Origin of the sequence: Streptomyces sp. CA-106110, from assembly GCF_050936285.1 — a bacterium.
GTDB lineage: Bacteria > Actinomycetota > Actinomycetes > Streptomycetales > Streptomycetaceae > Streptomyces.
On record NZ_JBNJNB010000001.1, the window covers coordinates 10,666,585 to 10,682,479 of the forward strand.

At 69.5% G+C, this 15,895-nt stretch carries 9 protein-coding genes and 1 pseudogene; 5 read left to right on the plus strand and 5 right to left on the minus strand.

The features are described from left to right. Positions 1–60: 60 nt before the first annotated feature. Positions 61–1,002 (minus strand): MBL fold metallo-hydrolase, encoded by a 942-nt coding sequence (locus ACQEXA_RS49225; protein WP_433133123.1) that lies wholly within the window; start codon positions 1,000–1,002, stop codon positions 61–63. Between the two features lie 719 nt (positions 1,003–1,721). On the opposite strand from ACQEXA_RS49225, the gene ACQEXA_RS49230 reads away from it, so the two are divergent. Next, positions 1,722–2,294 (plus strand): TetR/AcrR family transcriptional regulator, encoded by a 573-nt coding sequence (locus tag ACQEXA_RS49230; RefSeq protein WP_432923725.1) that lies wholly within the window; start codon positions 1,722–1,724, stop codon positions 2,292–2,294. A 138-nt stretch (positions 2,295–2,432) separates the two neighbouring features. On the opposite strand, the gene ACQEXA_RS49235 is transcribed toward ACQEXA_RS49230, so the two are convergent. Together ACQEXA_RS49235 and ACQEXA_RS49240 are read right to left on the minus strand one after the other, a co-directional pair. Then, the gene (locus tag ACQEXA_RS49235) at positions 2,433–3,911 is read right to left on the minus strand and encodes a glycosyltransferase (RefSeq protein ID WP_432923723.1); all 1,479 of its coding nucleotides are present in this window, start codon (positions 3,909–3,911) and stop codon (positions 2,433–2,435) included. 303 nt (positions 3,912–4,214) lie between these two features. Next, the gene (locus tag ACQEXA_RS49240; RefSeq protein ID WP_433133125.1) at positions 4,215–6,371 is read right to left on the minus strand and encodes an ATP-binding SpoIIE family protein phosphatase; all 2,157 of its coding nucleotides are present in this window, start codon (positions 6,369–6,371) and stop codon (positions 4,215–4,217) included. Between the two features lie 512 nt (positions 6,372–6,883). Here ACQEXA_RS49240 and ACQEXA_RS49245 point away from each other — a divergent pair. Together ACQEXA_RS49245 and ACQEXA_RS49250 are read left to right on the plus strand one after the other, a co-directional pair. Next, on the plus strand, positions 6,884–7,873 hold the full coding sequence (locus ACQEXA_RS49245) for an alpha/beta fold hydrolase (RefSeq protein ID WP_433133127.1): 990 nt from the start codon (positions 6,884–6,886) through the stop codon (positions 7,871–7,873). Positions 7,874–8,250: 377 nt separating this feature from the next. Next, entirely contained in the window at positions 8,251–10,653 is a 2,403-nt protein-coding gene (locus ACQEXA_RS49250; RefSeq protein ID WP_432923717.1) for a SpoIIE family protein phosphatase, read from the plus strand. A gap of 106 nt (positions 10,654–10,759) precedes the next feature. Here the strand turns inward: ACQEXA_RS49250 and ACQEXA_RS49255 are convergent, their stop codons facing one another. Together ACQEXA_RS49255 and ACQEXA_RS49260 are read right to left on the minus strand one after the other, a co-directional pair. Continuing rightward, the gene (locus ACQEXA_RS49255) at positions 10,760–11,230 is read right to left on the minus strand and encodes a hypothetical protein (RefSeq protein WP_432923715.1); all 471 of its coding nucleotides are present in this window, start codon (positions 11,228–11,230) and stop codon (positions 10,760–10,762) included. Between the two features lie 2,003 nt (positions 11,231–13,233). After that, entirely contained in the window at positions 13,234–14,079 is an 846-nt protein-coding gene (locus ACQEXA_RS49260; protein WP_432923713.1) for a LysR family transcriptional regulator, read from the minus strand. Between the two features lie 129 nt (positions 14,080–14,208). Between ACQEXA_RS49260 and ACQEXA_RS49265 the strand changes: the two are divergent. Further along, positions 14,209–15,097 (plus strand): annotated as a pseudogene (locus ACQEXA_RS49265) (NAD(P)H-binding protein). 161 nt (positions 15,098–15,258) lie between these two features. Continuing rightward, positions 15,259–15,894 (plus strand): fibronectin type III domain-containing protein, encoded by a 636-nt coding sequence (locus ACQEXA_RS49270; RefSeq protein WP_433133129.1) that lies wholly within the window; start codon positions 15,259–15,261, stop codon positions 15,892–15,894. The last annotated feature ends 1 nt before the right edge of the window (position 15,895 follow it).

The window sequence follows — 15,895 nt, forward strand, 5'->3', positions numbered from 1 at the left end:
TCGCGGTGGGAGCGACGTTGTCGGGCGCCTGCAGGAGCGGTACGGGCGCGGGCTCATCAGTCAGGCGGACGGGGTGACACCAGGAATGGGCACGAGACGGTAGTTGCCGCCCTCGGCCACGACTACGCCGGCGGTCGGCGGGGGGAAGTGGCTCCCCAGGACCAGGACGTCGGTGTCGGAAAGTGCGGCCAGCAGATCGCGGCGGGTGCGCTCGGCCTGGTCGGCGTCGATGTCCACACAGCTGGTGATGTGGGGATGAAGCAGCTGCACGGGGTGGTGGACACAGTCGCCGGTGATGACGGCGGAGCGGCTCCCGCTGTGGAGCTCGACGGTGACCTGCCCCGGAGTGTGGCCGGGCGTGGCGAACAAGCGGACGCCGGGGCCCACTTCGGTGCCCGTACCGCCCAGTCCCGTCGTCGGCGGCACGTCGATCAGGTCGAGCTGACCGGCGGCGCGGATCGGGTGGATCGAGTCGCGGAACATCTGTTGCCGAGGCGCCTCCATCTCCACGTCCGTCCAGTAGTCCCACTCGGCGGCAGACACCACGTACCTGGCGTTGGGGAATGTGGGGACCCATGTGCCGTTGTCGTCGCGGGTGTTCCAGCCGACGTGGTCGGTGTGCAGATGGGTCAGGACGACCAGGTCGACGGTCTCGGGCGCGAAGCCGGCGTCGGTGAGTCGCTGCAGGTAGGGGGTGTCGAGGTTGTGCCAGGCGGGGTTGGCGCGGGTCTTTCCGTTGCCGATGCCGGTGTCCACGAGCACACGCAGGCCGTTCACCTCGAGGGCGAAGCTGTGGCTGGCCAGACGCAGGATGCCGTCGTCGGCAAAGTCCGGCTGAAGCCATGGCGCCTGGTTCACGACGTCGGGGGTCGCGCCGGGCAGCAGCCAGGGACCGGTCCGCGCGGGGAGTTCGGCTTCGTCGACGCGGTGCACGAGCACGTCGCCCACTACCCAGGTCGGCGCGGTACCGCGGGGAGCAGATGCGGGAGTTGTCGAGCTCATGTGAGGTCTCCTTCAGGGGGAGCGAGGCATGCGCGGGCGGGGCGGGGGAGGGGAGTAGCACGGAGATGGCATCGGATGTGTTCCGGGAGGTGGCGCCAGCCGAAGGATGGTGTCCGGAGTGGGGGTGTGCCCGCGCGAGGGCCGTGGCGGCAGCGATCACATCCAGGGCGAGCGCCGCGGCGCCGAAGAGCAAGGTCGTGGTGAGGAGCCCGTAGCGAACTGTGAGCAGTCCGGCGACCGCCGACGGGACGCTCATGGCCAGGTAGCGGAGCCCGCAGTAGGTGGCGAGGGTGCCGGCGCGATCGTGCACGGTGGCTAGGGGCGGGTTCCTTCGTGCCCCTCGGGCAATGCGCCGAAACCGGTACCGCATTCAGTGCGGACGACGAGCGCCAGGCCAGTCCCGTCCGACGAGCGGGTACCCCGGGGACGGCGCGACGCATGACGTCCTTCCATCAAGCTAAAGCCATTTCTTGGCCTTAGTGGACGGTATCGCCCAGGGTGAGCTAACGCAAATCATGAGCTTTAAGGAAGGCAAGTCTGGATGAGGCCGCGGTCCTGAGGGCCGGCCCGTGCCCATGAGTCGACCCGGGGGAGCGGCGCGCGTGTCGTCCAGGTCGCCATATGGCGGCTATTGGGTCGAGGGGCGTCCCTGACCGGACCTGGCAGGTCAGTGCTCGAGTCAAGAATTCAAGCAACGACTTTGCGTTAAGGTGCCGTGTATGAGCCCCAGACCAGCGGTACGCCCCGGCGGTCGCAGTGCCCGGGTCCAGCAAGCGGTGCACGCGGCCGTACGCGAACTCCAGGCCGAACAGGGCCGCGTCGGCCTCACCGTCCCCCTCGTCGCCGCGCGCGCCGGTGTGACCCCGTCGACGATCTACCGTCGCTGGGGGGACCTCCAGGAACTCCTGGCGGACGTCGCGGTGGAGCGACTGCGTCCTGAGGCGCCCCCGCACGACTTCGGGACCCTGTGTGAGGACCTGGAGCACTGGGCCGTGGACTTTCTCGAAGAGATGTCGTCCACGGCGGGCCGGTCCTACATCCGAGACGCCCTCGCCGGCGACCCCGAAGGCACCAACGCCGGACAGTGCTCCGCCTACGCCGTCGACCAGGTGGAGATCATCCTCGCCCGCGCCGCCGAGCGCGGAGAACACGTACCCGGCACCGACATCGTGATGGACCACGTCGTGGCACCGATGATGTACCGCATTCTGTTCCGCCCGGGACTTCTGGACGCCGAGTGGGCACGCGACCTGGTGACCACGGTCTTCTACCGGCTCATGCCGCTGCCGTGACGGCCGCACGGCAGCGGCTGCCGGGGGGAGCGGGGCGTGTGCCGGTCCGTCTCCGAGGACATCGGGCAGGCCTGCTCCATCACCGCCACGCGTGCGGCCGGGCCGGTTCGACCGCCGGCGCGGTTGCCGAGTGATCGTTCAGGAAGGGGACGGCGCCCTGCTGCCCAGGGCCGCCTGGTGCGGGATCGACGTGGTGGGCTGGGGGGTGTAGGTGTCCTGCATGGCCCGGTAGAGCCCTGCCGTGGCGCCGGCGTCGTCCGTGACCTCGACGCCCGTCTGCCGGGTGCCCCACTTGCCGTGGGTCATGGTGAGGATGGCGTAGATGCGGATCGGCAGCAGCAGGACCAGGTGGAGCACTCCGTATATCGGGGCCAGAGCGTAGATCCCCAGGCGGCCGACGAAGTCGACGCCCGGCCGAGGCACGTCGAGGTAGCGCACGCTGCGCGCGTATCCCATGACGGCGGTGAAGACGAGGTAGCCGCCCAGGTGCCGCAGGATGTTGCCGGGGTCGGTGGCCGGCTTGACGGCGAGCGAGGTGATCGCGGCGCCGGTGAACACCAGCCAGGTCGCGACCTCCAGGAACGTGAGGTACCAGCCGGGGCGCAGGCGCGGCAGGTTGCGCAGCGCCCACTGGGACTCGCGGAAGAAGGACTTGTTCCACCGCACCTGCTGCCGCAGGAAGTGCCCGAGACGCTCGGGGACCGCGGTGTAGGCGACGGCGGTGGACTGGAAGAGCACCTGCCCGCGCATCAGGCAGTAGTTGGTCAGTCGACGGTCGTCGCCGAAGACGGCCGGACGGCCCAGGAACCGCTGGGTGAGGAAGTCGTCCAGGTTGGCGTGGACGACATCCGCGCGGTAGACCACGAGCGAGCCGCAGCAGCACAGTACCGAGCCCAGCCGCGAGTACGCGGCGCGCTCGAAGAGGAAGGCGTTGCCGTAGCGCAGGTCTATCAGCCGGGTCAGCAGGTTCTTGCGCTGGTTGAGTGCGAGGACGAGACCGGTGACCGCCTTGATACGGGGGTTAGTCAGCGGCTTGATCAGCTCCTCGACGGCCTGGGGGTCCAAGACGGTGTCGCTGTCCACGCACAGGTAGGCACCGGCGTCGGGACTGGCCCGGAAGCCGACCGCGAGGGCCTCGCGCTTGCCCTTGTTCTCCGGCTGGCGGTGGATCCGCAGAGTGATCCCGGCCCGGGCGAACTGGGGGGCCATCTCCTCGGCGGCCTGGACCGCGGACAGGTCGCCGCTCGCGTCGTCGACCACGTGCACCACGGAGACCGGGCGGCTCTGCGCCAGGATGCTGCGCAGGCTGCGCCGCAGGGTGTTCGGATCCTCGTTGTACGTGGGGATGATCGCGACCAGGTCGAGCCGGTCCGTGCCCGTGTCCTGCGTGCCGGCCCGGAAGGGCCGGTAGGTCAGGGACAGCAGCAGCTTGACCGAGAGCAGTCCGATGGCGGCCATTCCGTAGAGGTGGAGGGTGCCGCTGATGACGTAGGCCGCCGCCGAGCCGGTGAGGACGAAGGCGAGCAGTGAGGGGCGCGGCAGCCTGGAAATCCAGAGGGCTGGACCGCGGTCGGCCCGGTGCAGGCCGCGGGCATTCCGGAGGAAGAGCTTGGGCACGTGGGTACGTTGCTTTCGTCTCGGGCTGGGCGTGCTCGGCGGCAGTGCGTCGCACTGAATACGCCTGGCTTCCCCCCCACGCATTCCCGGACAGTTAAATACGCGACACGAAAGAACAGATAGGGCATAACGGGGTGATATGTCGCACAGCGGCGAGATGGGACCGCTGCAGAAAAAAGCGGATCATTCCGCATTAGGTAGGTTGTGCGCGCCACGACCGGCTGTCACCCCCTGTGCGGCCGTCAGCAGCAGCAGGTGTTCCCGCCCCTGTCCGTGCCATCGGCGTGTGCGGTCTTCGCCGGGTCACGGCGCGGCGGTCGCGGGGACGGGTGTGGGCGGGAGAGCGAGTTCGGCCCAGATGGTCTTCCCGTCGGTCCCCTGCCTGGTGCCCCAGCGCTCGGCGAGCTGTGCCACGATGAACAGCCCACGCCCGCCCTCGTCGAAGGTCCGGGCCCGCCGCAGGTGAGGGGCGGTGGTGGAGCCGTCGGACACCTCGCAGATCAGGGTGTCGTCGCGGATCAGGCGCAGCTGTATGGGGCCGCCGCCGTAGCGGATGGCGTTGGTGACCAGTTCACTGACCACGAGTTCCATGGTGAACGCCGCCTCCGTCAAACCCCACCCGGCCAGCTGGAGCGCGGCCAGATCGCGAGCGCGGGCGACCTCGGCGAGATCCTCCGACAGCTCCCAGGCGGCGGCACACGTGCTGTCGAGTGCCTGAGTGCGGGCGACGACGAGGGCGACATCGTCTCGGGGGCGATCGTCGACCAGCATGTCCAGCACGTGGTCGCAGGCGTCCTCCAGAGAGCACATCGGCTCGGACAGGGCCTTCAGTAGACGTTCGAGCCCTTCGCCCAGGCCATGGTGGGGGGATTCGACGAGGCCGTCGGTGTACAGGGCGAGCAGGCTGTCCTCGGGCAGGCGCACCTCGGCCGTCTCGAAGGGGAGTCCGCCCACACCCAGCGGAGGTCCGTCCGGAACGTCGAGAAACTCGGCGCCTGCTCCCGGACGCACCACAGCCGGTGGCGGGTGACCGGCACGCGCGGCGGTGCAGGAGCGTGAGATCGGGTCGTAGACCATGTAGAGGCACGTCGCGACGACCTCGCCGATATCCGCTGCTGCCACGCCCCCGCCCGCCAGTGCGCGGGCCTCCTCCGCCTGTCGCCGAATGACGACGTCGTCGAGGTGGGTGAGCAGCTCGTCGGGCGGCAGGTCGATGTCGGCAAGAGCACGGACCGCGGCGCGCAGCCGCCCCATCGTCGCCGACGCGTGGACGCCGTGGCCGACCACGTCGCCCACGACCAGGGCGACGCGGGCCCCCGACAGCGGGATCACGTCGTACCAGTCGCCGCCCACCCCGGCCCCGAGGTCCGCAGGCAGGTAGCGCGTGGCCGCCTGAACGGCCGGCTGCGGGGGGACCACCTGGGGCAGCAGGCTGCGCTGAAGGGCCACCGAGGTATTGCGCTCGCGGGTATAGCGGCGCGCGTTGTCCACGCACACCGCGGCACGTGCCCCGATCTCCTGCGCCAGCAGCACGTCGTCGGCGTCGAAGGCATCCCTGCGTTCGGAGCGGGTGAACAGCGCCATGCCGAGGGTCACTCCGCGGGCGCGCAGCGGCACGGCCAGCGCGGAGTGGAGCGCCTGCGCGCCGACGTCGCCCGGATCGGCAGGCCAGCAGCCGCGGTCGGCGGCATCTTTGACCTCCACGTGCACCGGCTCGCCTGTCGTCAGACTCAGGGCGGGCACCGATCCCTGGGGGTAGGTGACGGCCGGGCTCGGCGGTGCCGTTGCGGGGAGCCCGGTCGAGGCCGATCGCCCAGCGGTGCGGCGCAGGGTGATCGGGCCCCGGTGCGGCCCCCGGGCGGGCTCCTCGCCCTGCAGAACGGGATCGAAGAGATCCACGGCGGCGTGGTCCGCGAAGCGGTGGACGGCGACCTCGGTCAGCTCGTCGGCGGTGCGGGCCACATCCAGGGTGCTGCCGACGCGACGGCTGGCCTCACTGAGGAGTGCGAGCCGCTCGCGAGCGATCATCAGTCGCTTCAGGCGCCTCTCCCCTGCGATCCGGGCGCGGCAGACGGCCAGGCTGATGAGCAGCGCGGCGGCCAGCGCCGTGAGAACCGTGACCTGGCTCGCGTGGGACATGTCCCGCAGGAGGATGCCGTAGACGGCAGTGGCGGCGGCCAGGTTGGCAACGCCCACGATCAAGGTCTGCCGCAGCGGCAGCACGGCGGCGGCCACGACCGGGATCAGCGCCGAGTACTCGGCCATCCCCATGATCTCGAGGCCCATGGCGGCCAGAATCAGCCGCACACCGGCGAACAGCGCAACGCAAAGGAGTAGAAGGGCGAAGCCTCCACTCAGCCGGATACGGCCGCTGTGCGCGTCGCGATGCTGCGGTCCTGCAACAGCGCGCACGGGCGAGGATGTCACGACCCGGTCAGGGTCCAGCGGGGTGCTGTGCATGACGTCCTCCTCAGGTCGCCTGTCGTGCACCGGGCGACCAGGAAACGGGCTGGGCAGTGACATCCGCGCGCGGGTACCGGGTACTGGCGAAGCTCTGGTCTCTCTGAGGCGCAGCAATCGAACGTAGTCGGGAATTCCTATTTTCTCCCCGCGCGTCCAGAATGTCCGATGCTGTGGCGTGGCGCTTCCATGAACGAGGGCACCGGGCGTCGTACGGCGGGGCCGAAGGTACCGGCCGCGACGCGGGGCAAGGCACGCGCCGCGTCATGGACCCGCACCTCGGCGCACCCCGGATCCTGCCTGGTCGCCGAGATCGCGGAGGAGGGGGGATCCCGCCCTGGTGGTCGGCGTCGGCGACACCGGAGAAGGGGGAAACCCACAGGACGTGCCAGCCGTCGCGGGCCACAGCTCCGACTCTCCTGGTGGTCACAGACGACACCTTCTTCTCCGCCCGGCCTACGCTCAGTGATAGGGGGCGGCCGGCTGGGAACGCAGATCAACTCGGAGGTCGCATGTCGGACACGGTCCAGCACACGTTCGTCACGGCCAACGGCGTCAGGTTGCACGTCGCCGAGCAGGGGAAGGGCCCGCTGGTTGTGCTCCTGCACGGATTCCCGGAGAGCTGGTACTCATGGCGGCATCAGATCGGCCCGCTGGCTGCGGCGGGGTATTGGGTCGTCGCCCCTGACCAGCGCGGCTACGCCCGCAGTGAGCAGCCGGAGGCCGTCGGGGCGTACAGCCTGCTCCATCTGGCCGGCGACGTCATCGGCCTGGTCGAAGCGCTGGGCGAGAAGAGTGTGGTCCTCGTCGGCCACGACTGGGGCGCCCCCGTCGCCTGGGTGACGGCCATGCTGCGCCCGGACGTCGTGCGCGCCGTGGCGGGCCTGAGCGTCCCGCCGGTACTGCCCGGGGGAATGACTCCGCCATCGGTCACACGCGAGAGGTTCGGCGAGGGCTTCTACCAGGTCGGTTTCCAGGACCCCGGGGTCGCGGACGCGGTGCTGGCCCGCGACCCGGAGACCACGTTCCGCCGGATGCTCTTCGGCGCCTCGGGGGACAGCCCGTACGCCAACCCGCCCGGTCCATGGATCGTCCCCGACGGTGGGTCGCTGCTGGATGTGATGCCGGAGCCGAAAAGCCTGCCTGGCTGGCTGACCCAGGACGACATCGACGTTTTCGTTCGTGACTACGTCCGCCACGGCGACCGGGCCTTCACCGGGGGTCTCAACTGGTACCGGAACATCGAACGCAACTGGGAACTGCTCGCAGCCTTCCGCGGCCGCCGGATCGAGATGCCGGCGCTGTACATCGGCGGTGACCGCGACATGGTCGTCGGCCTGCGCGGCCCCGACGCCACCCTCAGCGCCGTGGAACAGGCGGCGCCGCAGCTGGTGCGTGGCGTGATCCTGCCCGGATGCGGCCACTGGACCCAGCAGGAACGGCCTGACGAGGTCAACCGGGAGCTTTTGGGGTTCCTGGCGCAGCAGCCCACAACTCCGTGAGGCGCAGACCGGACAACGGGGTGTCCCAGCCGGTGCGCGAGCGGCGCAAGCCGTAGGACGGGATACGCCCCGCTGCACGACCCACCGGGACATGCTCGGATCTGCGCGGTGTGGGGCTGTACTCGCCGGGCGCATGCCGCGCTGTCGTACCTGGCCGCCTCGCGCACCACCGTGCCCGACGAGTGCGAACTCCTCGCGGCCAGGATCGAGAAACTGCTGGAGCCACCCGCTCCTTCCATGTTCCTCACCTCGGTCGGCCAACGGCGGGGCGCACCTCGAGGTGCTCCCGGCCGCGACGCGGCTCCGATGTCGTGGGTGCCCGGCGCGGAGGACACTGGGGGCATACCGAGCTCTGAGGCGACTGAAAGCTGACGAACATGGGTGCATCTCATGCCACCGAGCGCGGCGGCCACCATGAGGTGGTCTCAGAAGAGCAGGCGGCCCACATCCTCATCGACCACAAGGGCGCAGTGGTCGGATGGAGCTCCGCAGCCCAACGGCTCCTGGGCTACCCCGCGAACGCGATACTGGGGCGCCCTGTGACGGACCTGCTGGTCGATGCCGGCCCCCCTCCACAGCCGGACGCCGCCGATGACACCCTCGCCGTCCGGCTGCGACACGCGAACAGTGCCATCGTGTCCTGCCGACTGGGTATCCGACCCGAGCGCGCAGGTGGCGCAGCAACGAGGTGGACGGTGACGCTCGCCCCCGCACACGAGGCGAGTGCGACAGCCGAACTCGACCACGCCCTCCTGGAAACACTCTTCACGGTCTCACCCGTAGGCCTGTACCTCCTCGACCCCCACCTGCGGATCATCCGCTTCAACCCCGCAGCCGAAGGCATGGAGAGCACCTCGGTCGAAGAAGCCGTCGGCAAGCGCCCCACCGAGGTATGGCCGGATTTCGCCGTGGAGTCGGTAGAGCGTGTGATGGAGCAGGTCCTCGTCACCAGACGGTCGGCGATCGGCGTCGAAAAGCGGATGCGCCCTCCAGGAGACCCCGAGCATGAGCATGTCTATTCAGCTTCCGTCTTCCCACTGGAGGACGAGCAAGGCCGGCTGCTGGGCATCGCGGACGCAACCGTCGATGTCACCGCCCGTCATCTGGCGCAGGAGCGGCTGAATGTGCTGGCGCTGGCCGGCACGCGGATCGGAGCGACCCTCGACGTGCTCGACACTGCTCGTGGTCTGGCAGAGGTGTCCGTACCGGGGCTGGCCGACAGCATGGCGGTGGAAGTTCTGGAGCCGGTACTTGCCGGAGAGGATCTGGAACCGGGCCCCGTACAACCCGACATCGTGCTGCGCCGCGCGGCTTCCCGCACCCGGAACGACGAAGACCCCACAACGCCCGGCGATCCGGACGGTACCCTCCCCCCGGTGACCGCCGCCGAGGCTCTCGCCGACCTCGAGCCGCGCATCCTCGATCCGCTCGGCGCCGCCGGGCGCCGGACACTGCCCGATCTGCCGGCACACCGGGAAGAGGCCCGCTCCCTGATGGTCGTCCCCCTGGTCGCCCAGGACCGCGCCCTCGGAGTCGCCACGTTCTGCCGCTGGGCAGATCGCAGACCGTTCGAACAGGACGACCTGACCCTGGCCGCGGAACTCGCCCAGCGCACCGCCGCATGCCTCGACAACGCCCGCCGGTACCTGCGTGAACGCAACTCCCTGGCCGCACTGCAACACGCCCTGCGCTCGGACGGCCACCTGCCTGAGCACACGCTGGATGAGGGCCACGCGTACGTACAGGCAGGCTCCGGCGGTGACTGGGTCGATGCCGTGCCCCTCTCCGGAGCGCGCGTGGCCCTCGTGGCCGGCCGTGCGCCGGGCCACGGTCTGCAGACCGCCGCAGCCGCCGGACGGCTCCGCGCCGCGGTCCACACGCTGTCGGACATGGACCTGCAACCGGACGAACTACTCGCCCGACTGGACGACCTGGCGCGCCGGCTCAGCAAGGACGACGGTCACAGAACACAAAAGCCACGGCCGGTGCGGGACGCCGACGCGAACGAGGCCGGCGCCACTTGCCTCTACCTGATCTACGACCCCGTGTCGCTGCACTGCTCCCTCTCCAGCGCCGGCCACCCCTGGCCCGTGATCGTGCACCCGGATGGCACGACCGCCACCCTGGACCATCCCACAGGCGCCCCCCTGTGCTGCTCCGACGGACCTTTCGAGAAGATCGACATAGACCTCCCCGAAAACTCGCTGCTCGCCCTGTACACGCCCGGCCTCTTCCAAGAACAGTCGGAAGCCCAGACCCGCCGGCGCATGGCCGAGCTTCTCACCGGTTACACAGGACCCGTCCGCCAGGCATGCAGCATGTTCACCCACGCACTCGTCCCGGCCCACCCTCGGGAGGACGCCGCCGTCCAGATCGCCCGCACCCACACACTCAGCCCCGCACAAGTCGTGTCATGGGACCTGCCCTGTGACCCATCCGTGGTCTCCACAGCCCGATCGCTCGTCACCCAGCAGCTCGCGGCATGGGACATGGGCGAGACGACGTTCGCCACCGAACTCATTGCCAGCGAACTGGTCACCAACGCCATCCGCTACGCCAAACCCCCCGTCAGACTGCGCCTCATCCGCAGCCATGTGCTGACGTGCGAGGTCTCCGACGGCAGCAGCACGTCCCCACGGCTGCACCACGCCCGCATCACCGACGAAGGTGGCCGAGGGCTGCTCCTGGCCGCCAGGCTCTCCGAACGCTGGGGAACCCGCTACACCGACGACGGCAAAACCGTCTGGGTCGAGCAGAGCATCCCTGAGCCCGTGGCGTGAGGATCGCGCCCCTCGATCCGCGGTACATGAAGGCCGCTGATGAGGAGGACGCGCCCGGGCCCGCTCGTCGGCGCCGTCGCTGACGACGCGACCACTACTCCTGGTATCACTGAGCGGCATGCTCGGAGCTCCCCGGATGGAGCCCGTACTCGGCCAGCCACCCGAGCAGTTCCTCGCGGGAGGTCTGGACAAGACGTCCTCCGGTGAAGCGAGCGTCGTCGGTGACCTCCGCCACGCACTCGGCAGGGGGCACGAATGACTGTGCCTCCGTGTCGCTGGTGAACTCGGCTTCCGCGAGCACCAGGCCCTGAAAGCGGCCGTCGAAGACGTCGACACCCAGGGGAGGGACGCTGAAGCGAGTCTTGGACAACAGTCCGGCCGGCAGCGCAGCGAGCACGTCGTACTCGGCCGGTGACAGGTACGTGTTCGTGATCAGGCCCTGGACGGCGCCGGGCCAGGGGAGGGGAACCTTCTGAGTGAGCTTGAGTTCGCGGCGACCGTCCGCGAAGTCGGCTCGCCGCAGCCTCAACCGTGTACCGACCACGTACCGGTCCGTGATCACGCGCGTGGCAGTCACCGCAGACGGTCTCGGGGGCCTGGCCAGCAGAAACCGTCTCTCCCGCTCCACACGTGAGTACTTGCCCGGGCGAACCGACCGGCCCACGACCCCGCCTGCCTTGTCCTCCATAGAGGAAAGCTTCTCAGCCGTCCGGGCCTTCTCGGCACTGCCGATACGTGCCTTCGGCGGCGCGGGAACATTCGCCGGGTGCTGGTGGTTGAAGGGGACGTAGTGGTGAGGGGAACAGTGTCCCCGGGCTTCACCTCTTGCCCATGAGGACGATCGTTCGACTGAAGCCTCATGGAGCCTTTCGCCGAGAGGCGACTGCCCTTCACGACCATACTTCGCTCATCAGCTCCGACCGGTGCCCTCGCCGGCCGGGGCTGTTCACGTCACCGGACGCGCGTGTCCGGGAGGCCGGCCGCCTTGCCCAGGCACGGGGTACGGCGACCACCGAGACCTCGATGAGATCGACTTCGCTTCCGTCGAGCGCGTGCCCAAGCGCTTGGTCACGCTCTCTCGAGGAGGCGCACGATGTGCTGTGCCTGCTGGTGGTGGGTGCCCGGGACGGCAGGCCGCGTGGTGTGGCTGGGGGGAAAGACAGGGGGCCGCACCCGAGTGTCGGGTGCGGCCCTGACGCGTTCCGTGTTTCTAGTGGTACCCGGTTGTTTTCAGGTCCGGATAAAGGCGGTGGTGGGGGTGCGGGGCGGGGGGTCGTTGTCCGGCAACGCAACCGGTTGGCCCGGGAGATCGCCGTGCGGGGATCTGGTGGCGTGGTGCGGTTGGGGGGAAGACAGGGGGCCGCACCCGAGTGTCGGGTGCGGCCCTGACGCGTTCCGTGTTTCTAGTGGTACCCGGTTGTTTTCAGGTCCGGATAAAGGCGGTGGTGGGGGTGCGGGGCGGGGGGTCGTTGTCCGGCAACGCAACCGGTTGGCCCGGGAGATCGCCGTGCGGGGATCTGGTGGCGTGGTGCGGTTGGGGGAAAGACAGGGGGCCGCACCCGAGTGTCGGGTGCGGCCCTGACGCGTTCCGTGTTTCTAGTGGTACCCGGTTGTTTTCAGGTCCGGATAAAGGCGGTGGTGGGGGTGCGGGGCGGGGGGTCGTTGTCCGGCAACGCAACCGGTTGGCCCGGGAGATCGCCGTGCGGGGATCTGGTGGCGTGGTGCGGTTGGGGGGAAGACAGGGGGCCGCACCCGAGTGTCGGGTGCGGCCCTGACGCGTTCCGTGTTTCTAGTGGTACCCGGTTGTTTTCAGGTCCGGATAAAGGCGGTGGTGGGGGTGCGGGGCGGGGGGTCGTTGTCCGGCAACGCAACCGGTTGGCCCGGGAGATCGCCGTGCGGGGATCTGGTGGCGTGGTGCGGTTGGGGGGAAAGACAGGGGGCCGCACCCGAGTGTCGGGTGCGGCCCTGACGCGTTCCGTGTTTCTAGTGGTACCCGGTTGTTTTCAGGTCCGGATAAAGGCGGTGGTGGGGGTGCGGGGCGGGGGGTCGTTGTCCGGCAACGCAACCGGTTGGCCCGGGAGATCGCCGTGCGGGGATCTGGTGGCGTGGTGCGGTTGGGGGGAAAGACAGGGGGCCGCACCCGAGTGTCGGGTGCGGCCCTGACGCGTTCCGTGTTTCAAGTCGTACCCCGTCGTTTTCAGGACCGGATAAAGACGTCCTCGTGATGTGCAGGATGCCCCCGCGAGCGAGGGCAGAGGTGGCAGCCACCGGGCGTCCGCTGCCGACCTCACCAGCGTGCTCTCCAAGGATCTGCAGCTCGCCCACGCCGTTGTCGCCGCGCTCAGTGCCGGCTGCGTGGGATGGCCGTACCGCATGGTGAAGGCCCGCGACTTCCGTCCCACGGCAGCCGAACCAGTCGGTCAGCCGTTGGTGAGGACGGAGTGCAGCACCGCCGCCCTCGATCCGGTATGCGGTGGCCGTGGGGCGACCGGCCGGCTGTTCCCTCGTTTCGCCCGGCCAGTGCTGACCGTGCACCGCGGGGGCGGCACTGGGCCTCCGGCACGGCGGTGCCCCACAGAACTAGGCCGCTTTCGACTGACGGACGGTGTCTGCCGCGGAGGCTGCGGCGCGGACGAGCGCCGCGGTGGCGGTCGAGCGGGAGTGTTGGGGCCAGGCGATGGTCAGGACTGACGGTGGTGCGTCCGCAACCGGCCGGTAGACGACACCGGGGCGCGGATAGCGAGCGGCGACGGAGGCGGGCAGCAGGGGAGTGGGGCCGCCGAGTGCGACGAGCGTGAGCAGTTGGGCGAGATCGCGGCCCTGGCTGCGGTGTTGGTCGATGAACGAGGGCACATCGTCGGAGTGCAGGCCGAGGTCGGCGAGGGCCAGGCGGCCACGGGCGGTGAGGGGGTGGGAGGCGGCGAGTGCGGCGACGCGCGGTTCGGCGATCAGCGTCTCCGAGTCGAGGCCGGTACGGTCGAAGGGCTCATGGACCAGGGCTGCGTCGGCTTCGCCTTGGCGCAGCAGTCGCGGCTGTTCGTGCCAGCCGCACAGCCGGACGGTGACCGGTATGGCCGCGGCTTCCGAGGTGAAGCGGGCGAGGATCGGCTCCAACAGGCCTGCGTCTCCATCGGCCTTGACGGCCAGTATCAGCTGCGGCTCTCTCGCCGCGGCGCGTTGGGCCCGCCGCTCGGCGGCCTGCAGGGCGTCCAGGGCGATCCTCGCTTCCGCGAGGAGCACCTCTCCAGCCGGGGACAGCGCCACGCTGTGGGTGTTCCGCTCGAAGAGGGTGACGCCCATCTCCTTCTCCAACTGCCGGATCGCGCGGGACAAGGGCGGCGGGGAGATGCCCAACCGCTCGGCGGCGCGGGTGAAGTTGAGTTCCTCGGCGACGGTGACGAAGTAGCGCAGCGGACGGGACTCCACGCCGGCCCCCTCTTTTCCGTTCGGTATTGCCTTCAGGGTAACAAGCGTGAGCGGATCGATCCTTCAGTTCGGGGGAGCCCTGCAGCAGGCTCGACGACATCCAGCCACGCCCCTCTCTTGGAGTCGTTGATGATCGTCGTCACCACCCCCCGGTCAGATCGGTCGGCAGGTCCTCGACCACCTCATGGACGCGCCGGACGGCACGGCGGGGATCCGAGTGATCGCCCGCGACCCCGCCCGGCTTTCCGCCCGAGTGCGTGAACGCGTCGAGGTAGTACGGGGATCACACGCCGATCCAGCAGTGCTGGAGGCGGCGTGCGAGGGTGCGGAGCGCCTGTTCTGGCTGGTGCCCCCGATACCCCGGGCCGACAGTGTCGAGCGCCACTTCCAGGACTTCACCGAGCCACTGTGCGAGGTGATCCAGCGCCAGGGTGTCGAGCGTGTTGTCAGCGTCTCGACCCTGGGCCGCGCAGTGGCGAAGCACGCCGGGCAGATCTCCGCTTCACTCGCCATGGACGAGGCGATCATGGCCACGGGTGTGCGCTACCGCGCGTTGTGCCCGCCGTTCCTGATGGAGAATCTGTTGGGTCAGGCCGCGTCGATCCGTGACGCCGGGGTGTTCTTCCTGGCGATGACGGAGGACCGTGTACTGCGCACATGCGCGACCCGCGACATCGCCGCCACGGCGGCCCGGCTGCTGCTTGACGTCTCCTGGACCGGGCAGCACGACGTCCCGCTGGTCGGACCCGACGCACTGTTGCCTGGAGGCATGGCACAGGTCGTCACCGAGGTGCTGGACCGGCCCGTGAGCGCCCAGTTGATTAGCAGCGCGGACTACAAGGCGTCGGCTCTGCGTCTCGGCGCGAGTGAGGCGTGGGCCCAAGGACTGGTCGACATGGTGGACGCCCTGAACGACCAGGACTTCTACGGCGCCACTGAGCCGAGCACCCCCGAATTTGCGCCCACCGGTTTCCGCGAGTGGTGCGAGGAGGTGCTCAAGCCCGCTGTCCTGGGCTAGAGCCGGCACCGACAGGGGGCTGCCTTTCCCCCGAACCGGCCACCGCCACCACATCCGTCATCCGGGCCCCATCTCCTCATTCGTGCCCCGAGCGGCAAAGTAATGACGGACGTGGCGCGTCGTACATGCCGTGTTCAACGGCGGCGATTACTCACAAGGGCATGCCTGGATGTGATTTCACCCGTAGAGACCTTCTGCGCTGGGCGGCGGTGGCCGCGGCGGCGCCCGTCGGAGCGACCGCGTTCCACGGCGTCGCCTCGGCCGCGACCCGCGGGGACGACATCTCTCCCGCCAACCTCGAGCTGGTCACGCTCACCGAGGACCGCGCTGTCATCACCTGGTACACCGGTAGCGACGACGGACTGGGCCGCATGGTGCCGACGCCCTCCGACGGAGAGGTGCGCTGGGGAACCCACCCTGACCGCCTCAACCGCGTCGCGACCGGCATATCCTCTCACACGCCGTACCATTACGTCGAGTTGACCGGCCTGGAGCCTGGCCGGACCTACTACTACCAGGCCACCTCACACGGCGAGCCGGTCCCTCCGACGGCCTTCACCCTGATCAAGGGCAACGCTGTCGGAACCTCGGACTACGGCCTCGACGGCACCGGCCCTTACAGCTTCACCGGCTTTCTCCGAGGATGCCCCGGCCTTCAGGCCGGGGAGGAATCGGACTCCTGCGGAGCAGGGCAGGGACAGCCGGATCGCCGTCAGGGCGATCCGGCGTCCACCCCGCACGGCCGTGATGCCGCCCACAACGGTCAAGAACTCTCAACTGTCAGTCCTCCCAGGTAGG